24 protein-coding genes and 1 riboswitch are annotated in these 22,255 nt (G+C 33.0%); of the genes, 9 read left to right on the forward strand and 15 right to left on the reverse strand.

The window, feature by feature from the left end:
• Window positions 1-66: 66 nt before the first annotated feature.
• Window positions 67-3,222 (reverse strand): class I tRNA ligase family protein, encoded by a 3,156-nt coding sequence (locus AAC053_RS00635; protein ID WP_339751537.1) that lies wholly within the window; start codon window positions 3,220-3,222, stop codon window positions 67-69.
• A gap of 233 nt (window positions 3,223-3,455) precedes the next feature.
• On the opposite strand from AAC053_RS00635, the gene AAC053_RS00640 reads away from it, so the two are divergent.
• From AAC053_RS00640 to AAC053_RS00660, 5 genes are all read left to right on the forward strand, one after another.
• Window positions 3,456-4,334 (forward strand): permease-like cell division protein FtsX, encoded by an 879-nt coding sequence (locus AAC053_RS00640; RefSeq protein ID WP_339751540.1) that lies wholly within the window; start codon window positions 3,456-3,458, stop codon window positions 4,332-4,334.
• 93 nt (window positions 4,335-4,427) lie between these two features.
• Entirely contained in the window at window positions 4,428-4,691 is a 264-nt protein-coding gene (locus tag AAC053_RS00645) for a DUF3098 domain-containing protein (protein WP_339751542.1), read from the forward strand.
• A 55-nt stretch (window positions 4,692-4,746) separates the two neighbouring features.
• A complete protein-coding gene (locus tag AAC053_RS00650; protein WP_339751544.1) occupies window positions 4,747-5,550 on the forward strand; it encodes an undecaprenyl-diphosphate phosphatase in 804 nt (267 codons plus the stop codon).
• Window positions 5,550-6,245, forward strand: a complete 696-nt coding sequence (gene truB / locus AAC053_RS00655) for a tRNA pseudouridine(55) synthase TruB (protein ID WP_339751546.1) — start codon at window positions 5,550-5,552, stop codon at window positions 6,243-6,245. The genes AAC053_RS00650 and truB overlap by 1 nt, the downstream gene beginning before the upstream one ends.
• Window positions 6,246-6,387: 142 nt before the next feature.
• Window positions 6,388-7,062, forward strand: coding sequence for a hypothetical protein (locus AAC053_RS00660; RefSeq protein ID WP_339751549.1), 675 nt, complete (start codon window positions 6,388-6,390; stop codon window positions 7,060-7,062).
• Between the two features lie 23 nt (window positions 7,063-7,085).
• Here AAC053_RS00660 and AAC053_RS00665 read toward each other — a convergent pair whose 3' ends face one another.
• Window positions 7,086-7,682, reverse strand: a complete 597-nt coding sequence (locus AAC053_RS00665; protein ID WP_339751552.1) for a thioredoxin family protein — start codon at window positions 7,680-7,682, stop codon at window positions 7,086-7,088.
• A gap of 101 nt (window positions 7,683-7,783) precedes the next feature.
• Here AAC053_RS00665 and AAC053_RS00670 point away from each other — a divergent pair, with 101 nt between their 5' ends.
• A complete protein-coding gene (locus AAC053_RS00670) occupies window positions 7,784-8,347 on the forward strand; it encodes a DNA-3-methyladenine glycosylase I (RefSeq protein ID WP_339751555.1) in 564 nt (187 codons plus the stop codon).
• Here the strand turns inward: AAC053_RS00670 and aat are convergent.
• From aat to AAC053_RS00685, 3 genes are all read right to left on the reverse strand, one after another.
• Window positions 8,344-8,967 carry a leucyl/phenylalanyl-tRNA--protein transferase gene (gene aat / locus AAC053_RS00675; RefSeq protein ID WP_339751558.1) on the reverse strand — a complete coding sequence of 208 codons (624 nt, stop codon included), beginning with the start codon at window positions 8,965-8,967 and terminating at the stop codon, window positions 8,344-8,346. The genes AAC053_RS00670 and aat overlap by 4 nt on opposite strands.
• 278 nt (window positions 8,968-9,245) lie before the next feature.
• The gene (locus AAC053_RS00680) at window positions 9,246-9,623 is read right to left on the reverse strand and encodes a DUF3127 domain-containing protein (protein ID WP_339751561.1); all 378 of its coding nucleotides are present in this window, start codon (window positions 9,621-9,623) and stop codon (window positions 9,246-9,248) included.
• A gap of 43 nt (window positions 9,624-9,666) precedes the next feature.
• Entirely contained in the window at window positions 9,667-10,536 is an 870-nt protein-coding gene (locus AAC053_RS00685; protein WP_339751564.1) for a flavin reductase family protein, read from the reverse strand.
• A gap of 124 nt (window positions 10,537-10,660) precedes the next feature.
• On the opposite strand from AAC053_RS00685, the gene AAC053_RS00690 reads away from it, so the two are divergent.
• Complete coding sequence (locus tag AAC053_RS00690) at window positions 10,661-11,821, forward strand: HAMP domain-containing sensor histidine kinase (RefSeq protein ID WP_339751567.1); 1,161 nt, start codon at window positions 10,661-10,663, stop codon at window positions 11,819-11,821.
• A gap of 3 nt (window positions 11,822-11,824) precedes the next feature.
• On the opposite strand, the gene AAC053_RS00695 is transcribed toward AAC053_RS00690, so the two are convergent.
• Together AAC053_RS00695 and greA are read right to left on the reverse strand one after the other, a co-directional pair.
• Window positions 11,825-12,217 carry an HIT family protein gene (locus tag AAC053_RS00695; RefSeq protein WP_339751569.1) on the reverse strand — a complete coding sequence of 131 codons (393 nt, stop codon included), beginning with the start codon at window positions 12,215-12,217 and terminating at the stop codon, window positions 11,825-11,827.
• Window positions 12,218-12,314: 97 nt separating this feature from the next.
• Entirely contained in the window at window positions 12,315-12,788 is a 474-nt protein-coding gene (gene greA / locus AAC053_RS00700; RefSeq protein ID WP_339751571.1) for a transcription elongation factor GreA, read from the reverse strand.
• Between the two features lie 165 nt (window positions 12,789-12,953).
• On the opposite strand from greA, the gene AAC053_RS00705 reads away from it, so the two are divergent.
• Window positions 12,954-13,391 (forward strand): hypothetical protein, encoded by a 438-nt coding sequence (locus tag AAC053_RS00705; protein WP_339751574.1) that lies wholly within the window; start codon window positions 12,954-12,956, stop codon window positions 13,389-13,391.
• Here AAC053_RS00705 and AAC053_RS00710 read toward each other — a convergent pair.
• The 8 genes from AAC053_RS00710 to AAC053_RS00745 form a co-directional block, all read right to left on the reverse strand.
• The gene (locus AAC053_RS00710) at window positions 13,388-15,619 is read right to left on the reverse strand and encodes a TonB-dependent receptor (protein ID WP_339751575.1); all 2,232 of its coding nucleotides are present in this window, start codon (window positions 15,617-15,619) and stop codon (window positions 13,388-13,390) included. The two genes, AAC053_RS00705 and AAC053_RS00710, sit on opposite strands and share 4 nt — an antisense overlap.
• Window positions 15,620-15,823: 204 nt before the next feature.
• A riboswitch (TPP riboswitch) is annotated at window positions 15,824-15,914 on the reverse strand.
• Window positions 15,915-16,008: 94 nt separating this feature from the next.
• Window positions 16,009-16,413, reverse strand: coding sequence for an alternative ribosome rescue aminoacyl-tRNA hydrolase ArfB (arfB, locus tag AAC053_RS00715; RefSeq protein ID WP_339751576.1), 405 nt, complete (start codon window positions 16,411-16,413; stop codon window positions 16,009-16,011).
• 2 nt (window positions 16,414-16,415) lie between these two features.
• Entirely contained in the window at window positions 16,416-17,972 is a 1,557-nt protein-coding gene (locus AAC053_RS00720; RefSeq protein ID WP_339751578.1) for a DUF4301 family protein, read from the reverse strand.
• The gene (locus AAC053_RS00725; RefSeq protein ID WP_339751581.1) at window positions 17,969-18,538 is read right to left on the reverse strand and encodes an ATP-binding protein; all 570 of its coding nucleotides are present in this window, start codon (window positions 18,536-18,538) and stop codon (window positions 17,969-17,971) included. The genes AAC053_RS00720 and AAC053_RS00725 overlap by 4 nt, the downstream gene beginning before the upstream one ends.
• Complete coding sequence (gene pnuC, locus AAC053_RS00730) at window positions 18,499-19,131, reverse strand: nicotinamide riboside transporter PnuC (protein WP_339751582.1); 633 nt, start codon at window positions 19,129-19,131, stop codon at window positions 18,499-18,501. The genes AAC053_RS00725 and pnuC overlap by 40 nt, the downstream gene beginning before the upstream one ends.
• A complete protein-coding gene (locus AAC053_RS00735; RefSeq protein ID WP_339751583.1) occupies window positions 19,115-19,375 on the reverse strand; it encodes a hypothetical protein in 261 nt (86 codons plus the stop codon). The genes pnuC and AAC053_RS00735 overlap by 17 nt, the downstream gene beginning before the upstream one ends.
• Window position 19,376: 1 nt before the next feature.
• Complete coding sequence (locus AAC053_RS00740) at window positions 19,377-20,102, reverse strand: geranylgeranylglyceryl/heptaprenylglyceryl phosphate synthase (protein ID WP_339751584.1); 726 nt, start codon at window positions 20,100-20,102, stop codon at window positions 19,377-19,379.
• The gene (locus AAC053_RS00745) at window positions 20,102-20,728 is read right to left on the reverse strand and encodes a 4'-phosphopantetheinyl transferase superfamily protein (protein ID WP_339751585.1); all 627 of its coding nucleotides are present in this window, start codon (window positions 20,726-20,728) and stop codon (window positions 20,102-20,104) included. Before AAC053_RS00745 ends, AAC053_RS00740 begins: the two co-directional genes overlap by 1 nt.
• Window positions 20,729-20,862: 134 nt before the next feature.
• On the opposite strand from AAC053_RS00745, the gene ahcY reads away from it, so the two are divergent.
• On the forward strand, window positions 20,863-22,179 hold the full coding sequence (ahcY, locus tag AAC053_RS00750; protein ID WP_339751587.1) for an adenosylhomocysteinase: 1,317 nt from the start codon (window positions 20,863-20,865) through the stop codon (window positions 22,177-22,179).
• Window positions 22,180-22,255 lie beyond the last annotated feature (76 nt).

Here is a 22,255-nt window from a genome sequence, read left to right on the forward strand (position 1 = left end):
GCTGAACTTAATTAAGCACCTAAGTTAATTGAAAAGATTGCCGCGTCCTTTGTCCTCGAAATAACGTTATCCTACAATATTTACAATCTTACCAAGAACCACAATTACTTTCTTTGGTGTACGACCATCTAATTGCGCAATGGTTTTTTCATTTGCCATAACAGCAGCTTCAATATCATCTTTACTCATATCTAATGGTAACTCTAACGTAAAACGCATTTTACCATTAAAAGAAATCGGATAATTTTTGCTACTCTCTACCAAATGACTTGCATCGAAAGTTGGGAAAGAAGCTGTTGATATTGACTCGCTATTACCTAATTGCGACCATAACTCTTCTGCAATATGTGGTGCATAAGGAGACATTACAACCAATAATGTCTCAAGGATATCTTTACTTGTACACTTTTGAGCCGTTAACTCATTAACAGCAATCATAAAAGTAGAAACCGACGTATTAAAAGAAAAATTCTCAATATCTTCTTCTACTTTCTTTATGGTTTTATGTAATGTTTTTAAGCTGTCTTTTGTTGGCTCGGCATCGTTAACATTTAAACCGTTTTCACCAACATAGAGTTTCCATAATTTTTTAAGAAAATTATGTACACCTGTAATACCAGCAGTATTCCATGGTTTGTATTGTTCTAGTGGCCCAAGAAACATTTCGTAAAGTCTTAGACTGTCTGCTCCGTAATCTTCGCAAATCTGATCTGGGCTAACAACGTTATATTTAGATTTAGACATTTTCTCGACATCACGTCCAACTTTATAAACTCCATCTTCCAATAAGAATTCTGAATAAGCATAATCTTCACCAAATTCAATATCGTTCTTTAATCCATCAATATCTAATTCATCAGAAGCATTAACATAATTTACTTTTACATGAATAGGTGAAAATTTAAGTCCTTCTATAATAGCTCCAAAATTCTGACCATAAATATCTTTCTGAACAGATTCAAACAAATCTCTAAAAGTACTTATAACACTTTTTTGATCTTCGTTTAATAAATCAAAAAATACAGTGTCCACAATTACGCTCGCCAAACCTTTAGTAAAACCATCACCATTTACAAAGTTGTTCTTATCCTTTGTAGAAATTTTTGAATTCAATATAAAATCATATAAGTTTTCAAATTTCTTGAAGCTATCATATGAAATGTAAATTGGCTTACTCAAAACTGGATCTTTGAAATCTTTTGATTTTGATGACAAACTACCCAACAAAAGATCTACTCTATAAACAAAAGCACTAGTCCCAAGAATCATTCCTTGGTTAATCAACTTTTTAAAAGGCTCTTCAACGTTTACAAAACCTCTATCTTTTAAAAGTTTTACCCAAAAACGTGAGTATAATAAATGACCTGTAGCGTGTTCGCTTCCACCAATATATAAATCTACATTTTCCCAATACTTAAGTGCATCTTCGCTAGCAAAGACTTTATCTCTATTAGATTCTTCCATATAACGGAAAAAATACCAAGAGCTTCCTGCCCAACCAGGCATTGTGTTGAGCTCTAAAGGATAAACTCCGTTGTGAGATTCTTCGCTTTGCTCTGAATGACAAAGGTCATTTGAAACAACTTTATTTGTTTTTGTACACCAAGCCCAAACATCTGCACGTCCTAAAGGTGGCTCGCCCTCTTCGGTTGGTAAATACTTTTCCACTTCTGGTAAAACGATAGGCAAATGTGCTTTATCTATCATTTGTGGCATGCCGTCAACGTAATATACTGGGAATGGTTCTCCCCAATATCGCTGTCTAGAGAATACTGCATCACGTAATCTGTAATTGGTTTTACCCTCTCCTTGTTCTATGTTTTCTAGCTCGTAAATAGCACGTTTACTTGCTTTTTTATAGTTCATTCCGTTAAGGAAATCACTATTAGCAATCTTTACATTGTCTTTTGAGCCGTAAGCTTCTTCTGAGATATCAACACCTTCAAATATATCTGGGATGTCAATTCCAAAATGTTTTGCAAAATCGTAATCGCGCTGGTCACCACATGGCACAGCCATTACTGCTCCAGTTCCGTAGCTCGCTAACACATAATCACCAATCCAGATTTGAATTGGTTCTTTTGTAAATGGATGCTCTGCGTAAGCTCCTGTAAACACTCCAGAAATGCTTTTTACATCTGCCATACGATCGCGTTCGCTTCGTTTGGCGGTTTTTTCTATGTAAGCTTCAACGTCTGTTCTTTGTGCTTCGGTTGTTATTTTTGAAACTAGTTCGTGTTCTGGTGCTAGTGTCATAAAACTTACACCGAAAATGGTGTCAGGACGCGTGGTGAAAACTTCTATTTGATGAGATTGCTTCCCACTTCGTTCATCGTGGTTCGCAATGACGTTAAAAGTGACTGATGCTCCAACAGATTTCCCAATCCAATTACGCTGCGTTTCTTTAAGCGAATCGGTCCAATCAATAGTCTCTAATCCTTGAAGTAAACGCTCTGCATAAGCAGATATTCGCATACTCCATTGTGTCATCTTTTTTCGCACAACAGGATGTCCGCCACGTTCGGAAACACCATTTACTATTTCATCATTTGCTAAAACAGTTCCTAATGCTGGGCACCAGTTCACTTCAGTTTCAGCTAAATAAGTCAATCGGTATTTTAATAAAATTTGTTGTTGTTGTTTTAAAGAATACCCATTCCATTCTTCAGCAGTAAAATCCTCTATATCATCATCACAACTTGCATTTAATGTTGTATTTCCTTCCGTAGAAAACTTCGAAATTAAAGTATCGATATGTTCGGCTTTATCAGAATCATTATTATACCAAGACTCAAACAACTGAATAAAAATCCACTGAGTCCATTTGTAATATTCAGGATTCGACGTACGAACTTCTCTACTCCAATCGAATGAAAAACCTATTTGATCTAATTGTCTTCTATAAGTTGCAATATTTGTTTCTGTTGTAACCGCAGGATGCTGACCCGTTTGAATCGCATACTGTTCTGCAGGTAATCCAAAACTATCATAACCTTGAGGGTGTAACACATTAAAACCTTTATGACGTTTATAACGCGCATAGATATCACTAGCAATATAACCTAGTGGATGACCAACGTGCAGACCTGCTCCACTTGGGTAAGGGAACATATCTAAAACGTAATACTTTGGTTTGTTGCTGGTATTTGACGCTTTAAACGTTTTGTTTTTTGCCCAGTAGTTTTGCCACTTCTTTTCTATGTCGTTGAAATTGTACTTCATAATTTAAAATATGATGTTTCCGTCATTGCGAATCACGCTTTTTTTAAAGTGTGACGTGGCAATCTTTTAATTTGAACTTCAATTCAAGAGATTACTTTGGTCGTTCCACCCTCGTAATGACGTTTTCAGTGCGCAAATTTAAAGGTATTACAACACAATAAAAAACTAAACGTTGTATTGTTCTAGATAAGCAAATTGTTTTTTATTTTTACGGTACTAATTAGCATTAATCCATGGCATCATCCTTTGACAAGTATCAAAAGCGTAAACTTATATCCTCGTACATCTCTGTAGTCGTAAGTATTGCTCTGGTTTTATTTCTTTTAGGCTGCTTAGGGCTTTTAGTTATTAACTCTAAAAAAGTTGCAGATCACTTTAAAGAACAAGTGGTAATGACAATATATTTAAATGATACTGCAAAAGATGTTGAAGTGAATCAACTCAAAAAAAGTTTAGCGATGGCAGATTACACAAAAGAGGCGCTTTTTGTTTCAAAAGAGGAAGCTGCAGATTTTATGAAGGCCGAAACTGGTGAAGACTTTATGGATTTTGTAGGCTATAATCCTTTAAAAAATTCTATAGATGTTCATTTAAAAGCCGATTTTGTTACTACTGAAAAGTTAACAGAAATCACAGAAAGTTTATCTACAAAAGATTTTATTGAAGAAATTCGTTACGACAATGATTTGGTAGAATTAATGAACAATAATGTAAATAAAATAACCTTTTGGGTATTAATTATTAGTGGTTTGTTTACTCTAATTGCTGTGCTATTGATTAACAGTTCTATTCGTTTAGCAGTTTATTCTAAACGTTTTATTATAAAAACCATGCAAATGGTTGGTGCTACTAAAACCTTTATCCGAAGACCTTTTGTATGGAAAAGTGTTCAATTAGGAATTATTGGTGCACTTGTTGCTTTAGCTGGTATGGCTGTAGTATTATATTATTTAGATAATACGTTTCCCGAATTAGAATTGCTAAGAAATACAGTAATGATAATTGTGTTGTTTGTTGGGATTTTTCTTTTAGGTATTGTTATTACCTGGATTAGCACCTTTATTGCAACACAACGCTTCTTAAACTTAAAGACGGATCAGTTGTATTACTAAGATGACTTGTTATAGAAATATTAATATGTTCTATTATTTTAAATAAAACATTTACTTTGCACCTATTAAAGTTAGCATACAGAACATTACATTATGGGAGAACAAAAACGCAAAGAAGACAATAAAATCGAATTTATTTTCGGAAAGAAAAACTACAAGTGGTTGTTCATTGGATTAGCATTCATAGCTATAGGCTTTATTCTTATGGCTGGTGGTGGCAGTGATGATCCAAATATCTTTGACGAATCTATCTTTAGTTGGAGACGTATTAGATTGGCACCTACCTTAATATTGATTGGTTTCGGAATTCAGATTTATGCCATTCTTTTAAACCCAAATAAAGACTCAAAAAAATAACATTGATTTTACTACTTTTACGATGTATCACATCTGTAATTGATACTTTTGCCCCATGGAAATTTTAGATGCTGTTATTTTAGGAATTATTCAAGGTCTTACTGAATTCTTACCTGTCTCTTCTAGCGGACATCTCGAATTAGGAAAGGCCATTCTTGGTAGTACTATTATTCCTGAGGAAAGCTTATTATTTACTGTCGTTCTTCACTTTGCAACTGCGCTTAGCACTATAGTTGTTTTTAGAAAAGACATACTCGAAATTTTAACGGGTTTATATAAAGGTATTACAACACTAACTTGGAATGAAGAATCTAAATTTTCTGCTAAAATTATAGTGTCCATGATACCAGCTGTGATTATTGGTTATAAATACGAACGTGTATTTGAACAACTTTTTGGTAACAATATCCTTTTGGTTGGATCAATGTTAATAGTCACAGCCGTTTTATTAATTCTGGCAGATAGATCTAAAAAGACACATAAAAAAGTATCCTTAAAAGACGCATTTATAATAGGTATTGCCCAAGGTATAGCTATGTTACCAGGAATTTCTCGTTCTGGTGCTACCATATCTACATCAGTGCTTTTAGGTATTGACAAGAGTAAAGCTGCGCGCTTTTCATTTTTAATGGTCGTTCCATTAATTTTTGGTAAAATTGCCAAAGATGTACTGTTAGGCGAGATTGATTATAACAGTACTAATTTCACCTTTTTAAGTGCTGGCTTTATAGCGGCTTTTATATCTGGCCTCTTTGCCTGCACGTGGATGATTACACTTGTTAAACAAAGTAAATTGACCTACTTCGCTATCTATTGCTTAGTTGTTGGTATTACTGCAATAATTTGGTCTCTACTCTAATGCAAACAGCTGAATATTTTAAAAATGGACAGGTCTTATTGATAGACAAACCACTCAACTGGACATCTTTTCAGGCTGTTAATAAATTACGTTGGGCTATTCGACAAGCGTACTCAATTAAAAAAATAAAGGTTGGTCATGCTGGCACACTAGATCCTTTAGCCACGGGCTTATTAGTGATTTGCACAGGCAAAATGACTAAGCAAATAAACACCTTTCAGGGACAGGAAAAAGAATACACCGGAACTTTTGTTTTGGGTAGCACTACTCCTTCTTTCGATTTAGAAACAGAAATAGATCAAACCTTCCCAACAGATCATATTACCAAAGAATTAATTCATAAAACAACAGTACAATTTATAGGTATTCTTAATCAATACCCTCCTGTATTTTCTGCCATTAAAAAAAACGGGAAACGTTTGTATGAGTTTGCACGTGCTGGTGAGAAGGTAGAAATTAAGTCGAGACAAGTAGAAATTACTGAATTCGAAATTACTTCAATCAACGATTTAGAATTAAAATTTAGAGTTGTATGTAGTAAGGGCACTTACATTAGATCCTTGGCTAATGACTTTGGAAAAGCCTTAAATTCTGGTGCTCATTTATCTGAATTACGGCGAACAAGAATAGGTGGTTTTAATGTTGAAAATGCGTTGACACCCGAAGCTTTTATAGAAAACCTTCCTGCTAAATAATCATTTAACAACGGTTTAAGATTGCCTTTTAAACTATTTCGTTGTTATATTCGTATATCATAATGAATGAATAAGGTTTATTTATCTGAATTTAATTGAAAAACATAAAGCATTTATTATTACATTTCTCCTCACTGGGATTGTGATTTTTGGTCTGTTTAGTATTCAACTAAAACTACAAGGGAAGTTAATCACTGAAAGCTATTACTTATTAGAACCAGAACCTGAGAAAACTGAAAAAGAACTTCAAAAAATAAAAAGCTTAAAAACAGCTTCTACAAACAAAGCTTTTAATGAAGACCAAGAATACAAAGACCTGATGCGTAACTTTAAAACGGTAAGCGCTAACGACTTTGAACGCACAACAAAAGCTATAGAAGAAGCTAAAACAAGTGATGTAGAAGAAACAAGCCTCAATAAATCTTTTGCAAACAGAAATGCTTATGCCTTAAAATCTGAGGAAACAAAGTCTTATAAAAAACTTGAAGACGAATTAAATAAGCGTTTAGAAAATAAAAAACAAGCAGACGAGCATGCTAAAGCTAAAAGCACCTTAACCTATTCTTTAAAAGGTAGAACGCTCTCATACTACAAAACACCTCGTTATCTATGTGAAAATGGCGGGAAAATTGTAGTAAACATTGAGGTTAATGGATCTGGCAATGTCTTTGGCGCATATATTAATGGCTCATCTAACTCTAATAATCAATGTTTAATAGACCATGCTCTAGAATATGCGAAATCTGTTCAATTTAATATTTCGGAACGTACGAATCAGATAGGTACTATTACCTTTTTATTTAAAAAAAAAAATTAACTTCGACTGCACTCTGTTACAATTCAAGATAAAAGATTTACTAAATCCTCGATTGTAGATTGTCCTTTATCTTTATTATACCAACGTTGTAAATCTTCTTTAAACTCTGGCGTTAGCATCCCATTTTTAGATTTATATGCATTTACCATATCAGTAGCGACAATTGGCCTTGGTCCAAAGGTAGCAACAACATTGTTACTCTTATTGTCAATCATTATTAATTTGGGAATTGCCTTACCTCCATTAGTTAAAAAATGGTTCATAAGGATATCGTTTTCATCTCTTAATACAACATTAAAATTAATATTATCATTGAGTTCAGCCACTTTATTTATTACTGGCGCTATATGTGCAGCATCACCACACCAACTTTCAATAATAACTAACCAAGTTACTTTTCTGTTAAAATTTTCAATTTTGGTTCTCATCTCATCAGAAACTTTAACTGTTTTGTCCCAACGCTTCATTCTCCTATCGTTAAGCATGGTATAGTTTACCATATCTTCTGTTTTTTCATTTCCAGTAGTTGAATTTTCTTCAACTAACTTAGAGACTAAATTTCGGTAATCAGCATATGTAATACCACTCTTTAAACTGTCTGCAATTATATTGTTTATCATATGTATATCTAAAACTTCCAAAGTGCAAAATTAAGCTTTTGTTGCCATTTTTTATGCAACAGTTGCTACATTAGTAGCTACTAATTTAAATCCTTACAATTATGGAAAAACACAGATGCGGTTGGTGTGTTGGAGACCCTTTATATGAAGCATATCACGATAATGAATGGGGAGTTCCTGTGTTTGATGATGATACCCTATTTGAATTTTTAATTTTAGAAACTTTTCAAGCGGGTTTAAGTTGGATTACGGTTTTAAAAAAACGCGAAAACTTTAGAAAAGCTTTAGATAATTTCGATTATAAAAAAATTGCGAAGTACCAGCAACCTAAGATTGAATACCTATTACAAGATACTGGTATTATAAGGAATAGACTTAAAGTAAAAGCTACAATAACTAATGCTGAAGCATTTATGAAAATTCAAGAAAAATTTGGTTCATTTTCCAAATACATCTGGAATTTTGTAGATGAGAAACCTATAAAGAATAGTTTTATAAACTATAAGAATGCACCTGCTAATACTCCACTCAGTGATATCGTAAGCAAAGATTTAAAAAAACGCGGTTTTAAATTTGTCGGTTCAACAGTAATTTATGCTCACATGCAAGCTACAGGAATGGTTAATGATCATGAAATATCTTGCTTTAGATATAATGAAGTTTAAAGGTATTTTAAAAACTCTAAACGAGAAATATGCTTACCACCTAAACTCTCTAAATGTTTTGTATGTAATTGACAATCAATTAATTTATAATTAGAATTTTGAACAAAAGTTATAAACCCAACTTTGCTCGCATTACTTACTTTGGCAAACATACTTTCACCACAAAAGATTTTATTCTTTAATTCAATCCCATATAAGCCACCAACCAAGTCGCTATTTTCCCATACTTCAATAGACTTGGCATAACCTAACTTGTGTAATTTAATATAAGCTTCTACCATATAATCAGTAATCCATGTACCTTGTTGTCCTTTTCGTTTTGCTAATGCGCAGTTTTCTATTACCTGTGTAAATGCTTTATTTTCTGTGACTATAAATTGTTTCTTTTTTAAGAGTTGCTTCATGCTTTTAGAAACCTTCAAATCTTGCGAGAATAACACAAAACGAGGGTCTGGTGACCACCACAATAAAGGTTCTTCGTTTTCAAACCATGGAAAAATCCCCTTAGAATAGGCATGTAGTAAGCGCTCTGTTGACAAATCACCACCAACAGCTAAAAGCCCATCTATAGTGGCTTCTGAGACATCTGGAAATTCTATTTTATTAGTTAAAAAGTGCATGGATTTAGTTTATGATAGCATTTTATTAAGATCTTCCTGTTAAATAAGACTTTCTGCTTTGATAGGAAAAGAATTTTATTGATATTTGAAGTGACCTTTATGATATAAATTTTTTGTTCATCATTGCTTTTTTTTTAAGTTTGTTTGTAGAGGTCAAACCTAAAACCACAATACTAAGTCCTGATTAACCGTCAGGACTTTTTTTATTTTATAATTTCTAAAAAAAAAGACTTGCCTTAAGTTAAGACAAGTCTTTATATTAATGATTGTTTTTCTGATTAAAACGGTAAATCGTCATGATCACCATCCTTTAAATCGCTAACAGGTTCAAAAGCTTCTGTTGGTGGTACTGGTGGCATATCTCCGCTTACAGATTCAGATTGTAAAGCCTCAATTCTCCATCCTTGTATAGAATTAAAATATTTAGTCTCACCTTGTGGATTTACCCATTCCCTTCCTCTTAGATTAATACTAATCTTAACCTGTTGACCAACTTGATAGTTATTTAATAAATCTGTCTTATCCTGAACAAATTCCACCATAATATGCTGTGGGTATTGTTCTTCTGTAGTTACAACTACTTCTCTTTTTCTAAACCCGTTACTACCAAAGGTTTGTGTCTCACCTACCATTTTAATACGTCCTTGTACTTCCATTTTGCTTAATCTATAATTATTTAATATTTGTTCTTTTTTGAGTCTACGAAAGTAATAACTTCCAAGCACTTTCTACGTCTCCGTAACTCAAATAATTTTGAGCTAATTTATGTTTTTCTCTATGTGATGCTGTTTTAATATTTGGATAATGCTCACTAATGTCCTTTATAAATTGATTTACCTTGTTTTTATTTGGTAAAGCTTCGACATTAGCCAACATGCCAAGGTTATTGCCTGTTAAAATCATACTATTTTTTACATGTTCAGGCATGCCATTTACACCAATTCCCATAGTTTTTAAAGGTTTTGGAATTTCAAAAAAGCCTTTTTTAGCTCTAGTATAATAACTACCACCAGCTCTTGCTACTAAGTCTAAAGCTTCCTGATTTATGGTATTATCTATATTCATCACCTCGTTTGCGATATGCAATTTTACAACTTCACAAATCACTAAATTACCAGCACCACCATCTGCACCTAAATGCACAATTTCATTAACTTTACATTCAAATTGCACAGGCGATTCTGCAACTCTAAATGGTTTTATTTCATCTGAAGGCAACATCGTTAATCCTGCTTTTTCAAATTCATTAACATCCTTAGAATATTCTGTGCTTGTTAAAGACATTTGGTGCACAATGTCGTAATTCACTACATTAATCACTACTTCTTTAACTGCTTCTACATTTTGCAATGTATGCTTTATCGTATTATCTCTAACGCGTCTGGCAGGCGAGAAAATTAGGATTGGTGGATTTGCACTAAACACATTAAAGAAACTAAAAGGCGATAAATTAGGATTGCCTTCTGCATCTATTGTACTCGCAAAAGCAATAGGTCTAGGTGCAATAGCACTTAATAAATAACCATGTAATTCGCCTGTTGAAAGGTCTTTAGGATTGAAGGAAACCATGTATTTGACTGATTTTCAACAAATATAATTATATTGAGTTGCTGGTGAAAGTATTTTATACACAATAGCGTACAATATTATCAACAGTTTTACATTATATTTAAAATTGAAATTAAACTAACCAATGACCTTTAGCTTAAACCGAAATATAATCCGCTGGATTATTATTATATCATCCTTTATTATTATTTCTCTTATTCTCTGGAATACTTACACTTTTTTTCAAAAGTTTAAGGGTGAAGAACGTGTAAAGATGAACACTTGGTCTGTAGCCCAAATTGACTTTTTAAAAAATATAGATGATTTAGACAAAGATGTAAACAGCGTCACATCACATGTTCTTACCGAAATGACTACAAGCACTCCAATGTTCGTCTTATATAATGATGGAAGTGTAGGTACTTCTATCAATATAGATGAGGAAAAGCTAAAGGATTCAATACAAAAGCAGCGATTTGTTGAAAAATTTTCTAATGAGAATGAGCCAATAGAAGTTATCGTTGGCAAAAAAGTAATTCAAACGATTTATTATGGTAACTCACCATTACTTAATAAGCTAAAATATTACCCATTAGCATTAATGCTTATAATTTTCTTGTTCGGTGCAGTAGCCTATTTCTTCTATCGCAGTTCTAAAAATGCAGCGCAAAACAAACTTTGGACAGGTATGGCCAAAGAGACCGCTCACCAAATTGGCACACCTTTATCTTCTCTTATTGGTTGGGCTGAAATTTTAAAAACCGAAAATGTAAATCCAAATTATATCGTTGAGATGGAAAAAGACATTGATCGTTTACAAACCATAACGGAACGTTTTAGCAAGATAGGCTCTGTTCCAACACTTAAAAAAATAGATATTGTTGAGGCAACCAAATCGTCTTATGATTATTTAAAATCACGATCTTCTAAATTAATAAATTTTGATAGCATTATTCCAGAAAAAGAGATTCACGTTAGTCTAAATGAACAGCTTTTTAGCTGGACTATTGAGAATTTGGTTAAAAATGCTATTGACGCCATGAAAGGTAAAGGAGATTTGAAACTCCAATTAACACAACTTGAACAACAAGTCTTTATAAATATTACAGATACCGGAAAAGGCATTTCGAAACAACAATTTAATAAAATTTTCGAACCTGGTTATACTACAAAAAAGCGTGGTTGGGGACTTGGATTATCTTTAGCAAAACGTATTATTGAAGATTACCACAATGGTAGAATAAGAGTTCTTAATTCTGAAATTGGAAAGGGTACAACGATTCAGATTATGCTGAAGACTGTTTAAGAATTAGTCTAAATATGACGCAATCTTAGTCGCAATAGCCTTAAACTCTTCTGGTGTTAATTTCTCTTTATGAGTAAAGCGTGCATTTTCCATAGTATGCAAAGGAATTAAATGTACATGTGCATGTGGTACTTCTAGTCCAATCACTGACAAACCAATACGTTCGCAAGGCACTGCTTTTTCTAATGCTAAAGCTACACGTCTAGAAAATTGCATTAATGCAGTGTAGCTAGCTTCGTCTAAATCAAATATTTTGTTAATCTCCTTTTTAGGAATGCAAAGTGTGTGTCCTTTTGAATTTGGATTGATATCTAAAAATGCTAAAAAATCTTCAGTTTCAGCTACTTTGTACGCAGGAATTTCACCTGAAATAATCTTTGTGAAAAGCGTTGCCATAGTTTTGACTATTAATTGTTATAAATATAAAAAGATTCCTGCTTTACTGAAATGAATTCAGCATAAAACAGGAATCTTTTTTTTAAACTCTGATACTTTATCTAGAAATCTCTAAAATATCGAACTTCATAGTTCCATTTGGTACTAGAATCTCCGCTGTATCACCAACAGATTTACCTAGCAAACCTTTACCGATTGGTGAATTCACCGAAATTTTACCAGTTGCTAGATCTGCTTCACTTTCAGCCACTAAGGTATAGGTCATCTCCATACCATTCATTTGGTTTTTAATTTTCACAATAGATAAAGCCAATACTTTAGACGTATCTAATTGAGACTCATCAATAACACGAGCACCAGCCATAATCTCTTCCATCTTAGAAATTTTCATTTCTAACATGCCTTGCGCTTCTTTAGCAGCATCATATTCTGCATTCTCACTTAAATCACCTTTGTCTCTTGCCTCACCAATGGCCTGCGATGCTTTTGGCCGCTCAATATCTTTAAGTTGACTCAACTCGTCTCTTAATTTTTTTAATCCTTCAGCTGTATAATAAGATACTTTACTCATAATTCATTCGTTTAATTAAATAAAAGATACCGAACCACTGAAACAATTTCAGTACAAGTCTGTTCCGCATAAAAAAAATCTCGTGCTGACGAGATTACTATACAAATATATAAAATATTTACGGTCTAGTTGAAATAATCGTAAATTGACCCTCAAAATTTGAAGATGAAAAAATTGCTTTTAATATTAAGTGGCATTGTGTTTTTAGGATGTAATAAAAATGATGATAATGTCAACTGTAACTTTTTATTTGATGCTGGAGTCAATTTAACTGTTAACACTAATTTACCACAGTTTAATCAGCTACAATTCCCGGGAAATGGGGTATTTGTTTCTGGGCAAGGCAATAACGGCATTTGGTTATGGCGTTTAAACTCTTCTATACTTTATGCTTGGGACGCTGCAGACCCAAGTCACGAACCATCCGCATGTTCAACCATTGAAGATACAGGTAATGGTGATATTGTAGAATGTGGGTGCGAAGATGCCAATCAATATAGTCTAGCTACTGGTCTAGGTTTTGGCGAAAACACACAACCCTGTACTTTAAAACCATACAGAGTTGAGGCCATCGGAAACAATACTTTTTTTGTAAGCAATTAAAAGTTTAAAGTTAGACCTACCAAAAAATTAGTGGTTGCCTGCGGATAAAAACCAGCCCCTTCAATTGTTAAAATAGTTCCTGGATTACTAAAATCATCATCATAAGTAAAGTAATAGCCATTGGATATATACTTTTCATTAAAGATATTATTTACCAAACCAGTGAAAACTACCGAATCAAAAATAGCTCTTGTTTTTAACATATAAGAGATATTAAAATCATTTATAAAGAAACTATCTAACTTAGACAATTCGGCTTTGGTATTGCTCATATATTGCTCACCAACAAACTTGCTTAACAACGATATTTGAAAATTTTCGATAGGCTGAAATACAATAGCATTAGCAGCGACCATGTTTGGTGAAAATGAAATATCCGTTTTACCTAGATTTTGCAATTCACCATTAAAAGGAATAATTGTTTCGTTATTCTTGTTTGTACTTATTGTTATATTTGGTTGTAGAGTTAACTTTGGTGTTACTGGTATTATGGCTTCTAATTCTAATCCCAAACGGTAACTTTTACCACTATTGGTTCTTATTGGGTTTCCGACGTCATCTAACTGACCAGAAAGCACTAATTGCTCATTATATAACATATAGTAGATATTGGCATTGAATGTTAAATTCCCTTTTTGGTGTCTCAATCCTAATTCAAAATCATTTAATTGTTCCGCTTTTATGTTTGTATTGCTTTCAAAATCTGTTCTATTAGGTTCTCTATTTGCTCTTGCATAAGAGAAATACAGACTATTTGTAGTATTTAAATCATATGTAACACCTGCTTTTGGGTTAAAAAAAGTAAAGTTTTTATCAATCTCAAAATCAACTAAATCTGATGTGTTTCCTGTAGTTATATATGTTACACTCCTCACTTGTAGATCTCCATACAAACTTAACTTATCATTTAGTCTATAATTTCCTTTGGTAAAAACCGATAAATCATTCTTTTTACTATTTCCGTCGTAGTAACGATCTCTTATTTCGCTTTGGCTTGCAAATTCTGCCCAAATGACTTCACCAAAATGGTCTCCGTTGTAATGACTATAAGACCCTCCAAAAATTAAATTTAGATTGTCGTATTTATAATTGGTGTTTGCATTAATCACATAGAAATCGTTATCTAGCCAACGACGACGAATTAAATCTGTGGTATTTACAGTTTCTCCATTAAAAGTTAAAGGAATGAAACCGTAAGTATCAAAATTCTCATCTTCTTTATACTGTTCGAAATAACCACGACCATAGGTGTAATTCAGTCCTAACGTTGTTGCCCATTGTCTATTATATCTCTGATACCAGTGTAATTGATAATGATCTTGACTATAATTATCAACTTCATTATCATAAAATTGCGTATTTCCATTATCATCCGTGTAAATACCAGATGGATTAAAGGTGCGATTATTTGCTAAAGTTTCACCATCAATTCCGTTCCAAGCTTGGTAGGTTACTTCTTTACCTCCAAATGTGATAGCTTTAATAAGCGTATTATCATCTACATAAGAGACTTGTAAAAAATAGGACTTTAAATCTGCTAAGGCTCTATCAATATAACCGTCAGAGGAGATGTTAGACAAACGACCAGCAATTTCAATACTTCGGTTTTGCTCAGTATCCGAAAACACTTTACCTGTGCTAAATTTTACAGTATGTTTTCTTGTATTATAACTCCCTAAAGAACTAGAAATTTCACCAGAAGCGTCTTTAGAAATCGCATCTGTTAGTATGTTGATACTAGCGCCAAATGCTCCAGAACCGTTGGTTGATGTCCCAATACCACGTTGCAATTGTAGGCTCTCTACCGATGATGCAAAATCACCTAAGTTAACCCAAAACGTCCCTAAGGATTCCGCATCATTATAAGGAATTCCATTTATGGTAATGTTTGTAGATTGCGCACTTACACCACGTACTCTAATACCTGTGTAACCAACTCCTGCACCTGTATCTGATGTAGTAACTACAGATGGCAAAAAATTTAATAAAACCGGAATATCCTGTCCTAAATTACGCTTGGCAATTTCCTTTTTGGTAACATTAGTGTGGGTAATTGGTGATTTTGCATTTACACGAACAGCTTTTACTAAGACTTCGTCTAGCTTTTCTGTTTTTGTAGAATCTTGTTGCTTTTCTTGCCCATAAATAGAACAAACGCTTAATAAAAAAATAAAAATGGGTAATCTCTGTCTACTATTTTTTGACAGATTTTTGAATAAAATTTTCATACGACTATAAATAATAATCGAATAAAAAGAGGTGATTATTCTTGGTTAGTAATTAGTTAATTTGAGCATTAGCTAATGCAATATGAAAAACGTTGTTTTTTTTATATTGAATCAATACATGAATAATTAAAACATCATCAGATTCAGAAGTAAAAAACCAACATTGATGACCTTATCGCACTCGCTAAAAATGTCCGCTGGACATTTTCTTTACGCTCGATTTCCTTAGCAGCATTACCTGCTCAGGTTCAATGGGTATGATCTCAGCCATTTATTGGCACCCCTTTTTTGAGAACATTGCGAATATATTGTAGATTTTTCTATTTGTAATACACTTTTCTACACAATTTTCAAAAAAAAAAGAAAATCACTAGAAATAACGGAAGCAATTAATCCCTTTCTGGTGGTTTTCTATTTGCCTTTTTATCTGAAATTTTACGTTTATTAGCCAAGCGCTTTTTTTTCGCTGATTTTGGAATTTTTGTTGCGACTCGTTCTTTTTCCTCTTTTAAACCCTCTTCTATTAATTCTATAAAACGTTGTGTTACTATAGCTTTGTTTCTAAATTGGCTTCGGCTTTCATCACAAGTAAGAATTAGAACTCCGGCTTTATTTAATCTTTTTTTGAAGAATTGAGTAAGCTTCAGTTTATTATCATCATTTAATACTGCTGAATTTTGAAGGTTAAAATACAACTCAGCTTTGGAAGATACTTTATTTACATGTTGTCCTCCACTTCCTGAACTTCTGACGAATTTATAATTGAGTTCTGATTTAAGTAATGCTACATCCACAATTATGAAATTTGATGTGGTGCTTTAAGCAAATCGTTTACCGTTTTTACAGGATTAAAAGTAATGATTGGAACCTCAACAAAAATTGTGTTCCAAAACGCCATACTACCATTCCAAAGTCCAGGTAATTCTAAAGCTTTTAAGTCCTTACCTACTTTGGTTTTCATTGTTATGAAAGCCGCTTTATGATCTACATAATTCTCTAAATCGAATTTTTCTCCTTTGTAGTTTTTGACTCCGCAAACTAAATCTACTGGATTAAAATGTGTTGCATTTTTTAATGTCTCTTTTTGAGTTTTATCTTTTTGATTAATCTGAGCTGATTCTACAATTTGAAGCGATTGATTCCAACTTTGGTCTTTAACCCAAAATGGCCCTCCGCCTGGTTCGCCTTCATTTTTCACCATACCACAAACACGAATTGGTCTATTTAGCTTATTTCGTAAATATTCAATTTTATATTTCTCTGAATATTTTTCGAATTCATCAGAAATCTTAACACTCAGTTCTCTAGTCAAAAATTCGGCTATTTCGGTAAGCTTATCTTCATTAGGCTTATCTTTTTCTAAATTTTCTAAAAACGTAAACGCTTTGGCTTGGAGTTTTAATAGAATTCCAGCCAACACCTTTTTATATTTTGCAACTTCTACTTTGTAATACTTCACTACCACACTATCAATGTTTTTAACAAAAATGATATCGGCATCAAGCTCATTGAGATTTTTTAACAAAGCACCATGTCCAGATGGTCTAAATAATAACGACCCATCATCTTCTCTAAATGGTTTGTCTTTTAAAGTTACTGCAATAGTATCCGTAGATTCGTGTTGATACGAAAATGAAATCTCAAAAGAAACGCCTGTGCTTTGTTCTACATATTCTTCAATACGTTTAAATTCTTCATCGAATTTATCTTTAAAGCGTTCTGAAATTGTAAAGTGAAGTTCTGCCTTATTATTAACAGAAGCATATAATGCAGATTCGTAAAGATGTTCTTCAAACGCAGTAGAAATATGGTTGCTCTTATATCTATGAAAAGGTAATAATCCTTTTGGGGAATTTCCAAAATTGAGTCCATTTTCATTTAGCATTGTTTGGGAAAAATGCCATATTTTTTCGCTAGTTGATAGCTTACTAAAATCAATATTCTTAGATTTTATTTGTTCTAAAACCAAACCGTAAAAAGGCAATTTCTCTAAGCCCACTAAAAACAGAGATAAATCTTTAAGCTTGTTTTTATTGATGTAAGAGTTTATCGATTCTTTTTTTGGATTAAATTCTTTTACAAACTGAAATAAAAACTTAAACATTCGTGTTGCAGCACCAGAAGCTGGAACAAATTTTATGAGTGATAAATCACTCTTTTTTGTTTCAAAATAAGCTATAGAATCTTTAATCAGCGTCTCGTCTAATTCCGTAATACCATTTTCTAAAGTTGCTGCTTCGGCAATATTTGTAAAAGGAATACCAGATTTAAACAATGTAATCTGAGACTCAATATTATTTAAAGTTAATCCCTTATTTTCTATTTGTTGTATGTCTTTTTCAGTAAAACTCATGTATGCTTTTCTAATAAATTATCAATGTGCTCTACAGCTAGTTTAAGTCGTTCTTCTTTACTCCCTTTTAATAAAACATAGGGCTTTTTATATGTTTCTAATGCGGTTTCAAAAGCTTTAAACATTCTCGCTCGCTCATTTGGCTTGTCTCGTAAATCATCAGCTTCCCAAGGCGTGTCAATATAGGTTAAAAAATAAAGGTCGTAAGAATTTTTTAGAGCATATGTCTCTAAAATCGGGTCACATGTTCCTTGATAATAGGCTTCGCTATATACTTTAGTTTCAAGTAAATCGGTATCGCATATTAAAACTGAATCTGTTTTTTGAGCCAACTCGTTTTCAAGTTTCATTTGTCCAATCGCTATTGGCAATAGATCTTTTGGCTCGCACGTTTTGCGCTCGTCATTCCATTTATCTTGCAGATATTCTCTAGCATATTCGCGTACCCAAACCGAATTGTAATGTCTCGCTAACTGTTTAGAGAGCGTTGTTTTACCTGTAGATTCAGGACCAAAGAGCACTATTTTTATGCAGTTTGAATGTTGTTGTTTAAGTGCTTCTTCCATGCTATATAACCGAAAATGGCGATAAATGTAAATCCTAAATATTGGAAACTTGTAAAGGTAAATCCTTTATACAAATATAAAGGTACAGATATGATATCACCAATAATCCAGAAAATCCAGTTTTCGATTTTGCGTCTCGCCATAAGCCACATACCAACAAAAAAGATTGCTGTTGTAATGGTATCTGCATAAGCAACCCAACTTGTCCATTTATCAAAAGTCTTGTAGACTACGAAGACAAATAAAAGGGTGGCTATGAAAATAATAATACTTATCTTTTTTTCTTTAGAAGTTGTTCTAGATATTGGTGTTACATGCTCATCATCAACTTTACGCGTCCATATATACCAGCCATAAACACTCATTACAAAGTAATATCCATTTATCATCATGTCCCCTAGTAATTCCCATTTCAATAATAAATACACAAAAATTATTGTACTTATCATACCTGTTGGGAATACCCAAATCTTATTCTGTTTAGAAAACCAAACTGATAAGAAACCAAATACAACAGCAACAATTTCTAGAACAATATCTGTTGTTTGATAGTCTGAATACTGACCAAAAAGAAAATCAAAAATGTGGCTCATAATCGCTTCTGTCTGTTTTTACAATTTTCATTTGCAATACTGCAATATCCACTTCAGAAAATGAACGTTTTATCTCTTGAGTTAAGAATGGCATTAAGGTATCATAGTCTCCATAAATTTGGGTACTTAAAGGATTCTCTATAACTGTGAATTCTGAAGCTCTTAGCTGTTTTATAAAATTAATGACATGTTTTTCGTAATCATCCTGTAATGGAGATAACGTTAAATCTATAGATATGTTCATGTTACTTTTTTATTTCATTAAAAAAAGATTCATTTTCTTCAAAGGCTGTACCAATAACCACCAAATCGGCTCCAGAATCGTAAGCAAATTGTAGTTGTGCCTTTGACCTAATTCCGCCTCCGACGATTAAAGGAATTGTTAATTCTTGTTTAACTTCTTTAATTATTTCGGGCTCAATAGGATGTGTTGCTCCACTACCAGCTTCAAGATAGATTAATTGCAAACCTAATAACTCACCTGCTTTAGCTGTATCAATTATAGTTTTAATATCATTTCTACTTATTGGTTTGGTTTGGCTTACACGTTGTACAGAGGTTTCCTTTCCATTTTCAATCAATATATAACCTGTTGGAATCACTTCTAGACTTGCATCTTTTAATTTCGAAACGGCTTCCACATGTTTCCCAATGAGATACTCTGGGTTTCTGCCAGATATTAAAGATAAAAACAAAATACCATCTGCTTTATCTGAAATCTGAATCACATCTCCAGGAAACAAAACCACGGGTAAATCTGTGTGCCTTTTAATTTCTACGACCAAAGTTTCAGTAACTCCTTCGTCAACTTCACTTCCACCAACAAAAATATGTGTAGCTATAGATTGATTGACTTTAGAAATAAAATCCAAAACAGACTCAATTTTCATCTTATCAGGATCAATTAATACGGCTAATAATTTTTTGCCTGATTTTGACGAAGTAATTATATTTTGAAAGATCTTACTCATTATGGGACAACATAAGCACATGTAAACTCTTCAAATTCTAGAAAGGCTGTATTGTATCTATACTTTTTAGATTTGTAATCTATCCACGCAACTGTACTTACATCTTCAAGCATAAACGGAATCACTAAAAAATGATCTTTAAATAGCATTCCAGGAGTAGCAAATAGCTTATATAATGATTCTTTAATTCCCCAAATTATGGTGAGTTTTCTAATGTAATCTTCAGATGTTTTATCCAAATAATCAAATTCATAATCCACAAATTTCTTGGCTATGATTCCTATCTTATCGCGCTGCTTTTCAATATCAATACCTACTTCTTTGTCACTTACAATTACTCCCGAAAAGGTAAAGGAATGTGTAATGGAAATATGTTTTCCATCCTTGAGGTGTGGTTTTCCATTAGCGTCGTAATATAAATCTTGGTCAGTATAACCAAACTCTCTTAGTAAATGACGTACACTCAAAAAACCACGCTGATGAAGCTCGCTTTTCATGCCTAAAACACGTTCTAAACTTTGGGGTTTCAAATTTAGAGGATTTAATAAGTCATCATAAGACTCTTTAATCTTCCAGATTTTAACAGTAGTTTGTGAGTTGACACTAATCGATTTATATAGAGGCATTTAATATTCTAAATGTTATTGATTATCTTTGCATCGCCTAAGGCAGATTTGGTGTTTTTAGATATAGCGAATTTAGTTATTAAAGCCATAAACTCAAAGGCAAGTACAATTTTAAAAACAAGAAAAAAAAGAGTATGAGTACAAAAACAATTGCTTACGTACCTAACAAGGTAAAAGATATGTCGATGGCGGCTTGGGGAAGAAAAGAGATTGAATTAGCTGAAGCAGAAATGCCAGGCTTAATGAGTCTGCGTGAAGAATATAAAAACGAGCAACCTTTAAAAGGATCTCGTATTGCTGGTTGTTTACACATGACGATTCAAACTGCGGTTTTAATTGAAACTTTACAAGCTTTAGGTGCAGAAGTAACTTGGAGTTCTTGTAATATTTTCTCTACTCAAGATCAGGCTGCTGCTGCTATTGCTGCTACTGGCACTGCTGTGTATGCATGGAAAGACATGACAGAAGAAGAATTTGATTGGTGTATAGAGCAAACCTTATTTTTCGGTGAAGACAGAAAACCATTAAATATGATTTTAGATGATGGTGGTGATTTAACTAATATGGTTTTAGATAGATATCCTGAATTATCTGCTGGAATTAAAGGACTTTCTGAAGAAACTACAACAGGAGTTCACAGACTTTACGAGCGTGTTAAAAATGGTACATTAACAATGCCAGCAATTAATGTAAACGACTCTGTAACAAAATCTAAATTCGATAATAAATACGGTTGTAAAGAATCTGCTGTAGATGCAATTCGAAGAGCAACAGATATTATGTTAGCCGGAAAACGTGTAACCGTTTGTGGTTATGGTGATGTTGGTAAAGGTACAGCAGCTTCTTTTAAAGGAGCAGGAAGTATTGTTACGGTTACTGAAATTGACCCAATTTGTGCATTACAAGCTGCAATGGATGGTTTTGAAGTAAAGAAATTAGAAACGGTTGTTGCAAATTCTGATATTATTATTACAACTACTGGAAACAAAGATATAGTACGTGCTGAGCATTTTGAAGCAATGAAAGACAAAGTCATCGTTTGTAACATTGGTCATTTTGATAACGAAATACAAGTGGGTTGGTTAAACGAAAAGCATGGTCATACTAAAGATACAATTAAGCCTCAAGTAGATAAGTATAACATTAACGGAAAAGATATTATCTTACTTGCAGAAGGTCGTTTAGTAAACTTAGGTTGTGCAACTGGTCACCCAAGTTTTGTAATGAGTAACTCATTTACTAACCAAACTTTAGCACAAATAGAACTTTGGAAAAACAGCGCAGCCTATAAAAATGATGTGTATATGTTACCAAAGTATTTAGATGAAAAAGTAGCAAAATTACACTTAGAGAAAATCGGTGTTGAGCTTACGGAATTGGCAGAATACCAAGCAGATTATATTGGAGTGAAAGTTGAGGGTCCTTATAAGCCTGAGCATTATAGATATTAACAAATTCCTTTAAAAAAGGAATCTCAAATTTTCAAAACCCAAATGTTCAATTGAACATTTGGGTTTTTATTTTAAT

Source organism: uncultured Winogradskyella sp. (genome assembly GCF_963975125.1).
GTDB lineage: Bacteria > Bacteroidota > Bacteroidia > Flavobacteriales > Flavobacteriaceae > Winogradskyella.

Coding starts and splice junctions, on each gene's coding strand:
- AAC053_RS00735 (WP_339751583.1), bottom strand. CDS start 19,375: ATGAACATATCTATAGATTTAACGTTATCTCCATTACAGGATGATTAC.
- AAC053_RS00710 (WP_339751575.1), bottom strand. CDS start 15,619: ATGAAAATTTTATTCAAAAATCTGTCAAAAAATAGTAGACAGAGATTA.
- AAC053_RS00640 (WP_339751540.1), top strand. CDS start 3,456: ATGGCATCATCCTTTGACAAGTATCAAAAGCGTAAACTTATATCCTCG.
- AAC053_RS00720 (WP_339751578.1), bottom strand. CDS start 17,972: ATGAGTTTTACTGAAAAAGACATACAACAAATAGAAAATAAGGGATTA.
- AAC053_RS00705 (WP_339751574.1), top strand. CDS start 12,954: ATGAAAAAATTGCTTTTAATATTAAGTGGCATTGTGTTTTTAGGATGT.
- AAC053_RS00665 (WP_339751552.1), bottom strand. CDS start 7,682: ATGATAAACAATATAATTGCAGACAGTTTAAAGAGTGGTATTACATAT.
- pnuC (WP_339751582.1), bottom strand. CDS start 19,131: ATGAGCCACATTTTTGATTTTCTTTTTGGTCAGTATTCAGACTATCAA.
- AAC053_RS00650 (WP_339751544.1), top strand. CDS start 4,747: ATGGAAATTTTAGATGCTGTTATTTTAGGAATTATTCAAGGTCTTACT.
- AAC053_RS00690 (WP_339751567.1), top strand. CDS start 10,661: ATGACCTTTAGCTTAAACCGAAATATAATCCGCTGGATTATTATTATA.
- AAC053_RS00645 (WP_339751542.1), top strand. CDS start 4,428: ATGGGAGAACAAAAACGCAAAGAAGACAATAAAATCGAATTTATTTTC.
- AAC053_RS00670 (WP_339751555.1), top strand. CDS start 7,784: ATGGAAAAACACAGATGCGGTTGGTGTGTTGGAGACCCTTTATATGAA.
- aat (WP_339751558.1), bottom strand. CDS start 8,967: ATGCACTTTTTAACTAATAAAATAGAATTTCCAGATGTCTCAGAAGCC.
- AAC053_RS00685 (WP_339751564.1), bottom strand. CDS start 10,536: ATGGTTTCCTTCAATCCTAAAGACCTTTCAACAGGCGAATTACATGGT.
- AAC053_RS00695 (WP_339751569.1), bottom strand. CDS start 12,217: ATGGCAACGCTTTTCACAAAGATTATTTCAGGTGAAATTCCTGCGTAC.
- greA (WP_339751571.1), bottom strand. CDS start 12,788: ATGAGTAAAGTATCTTATTATACAGCTGAAGGATTAAAAAAATTAAGA.
- AAC053_RS00635 (WP_339751537.1), bottom strand. CDS start 3,222: ATGAAGTACAATTTCAACGACATAGAAAAGAAGTGGCAAAACTACTGG.
- AAC053_RS00725 (WP_339751581.1), bottom strand. CDS start 18,538: ATGGAAGAAGCACTTAAACAACAACATTCAAACTGCATAAAAATAGTG.
- truB (WP_339751546.1), top strand. CDS start 5,550: ATGCAAACAGCTGAATATTTTAAAAATGGACAGGTCTTATTGATAGAC.
- AAC053_RS00745 (WP_339751585.1), bottom strand. CDS start 20,728: ATGCCTCTATATAAATCGATTAGTGTCAACTCACAAACTACTGTTAAA.
- AAC053_RS00680 (WP_339751561.1), bottom strand. CDS start 9,623: ATGGAAGTACAAGGACGTATTAAAATGGTAGGTGAGACACAAACCTTT.
- ahcY (WP_339751587.1), top strand. CDS start 20,863: ATGAGTACAAAAACAATTGCTTACGTACCTAACAAGGTAAAAGATATG.
- AAC053_RS00740 (WP_339751584.1), bottom strand. CDS start 20,102: ATGAGTAAGATCTTTCAAAATATAATTACTTCGTCAAAATCAGGCAAA.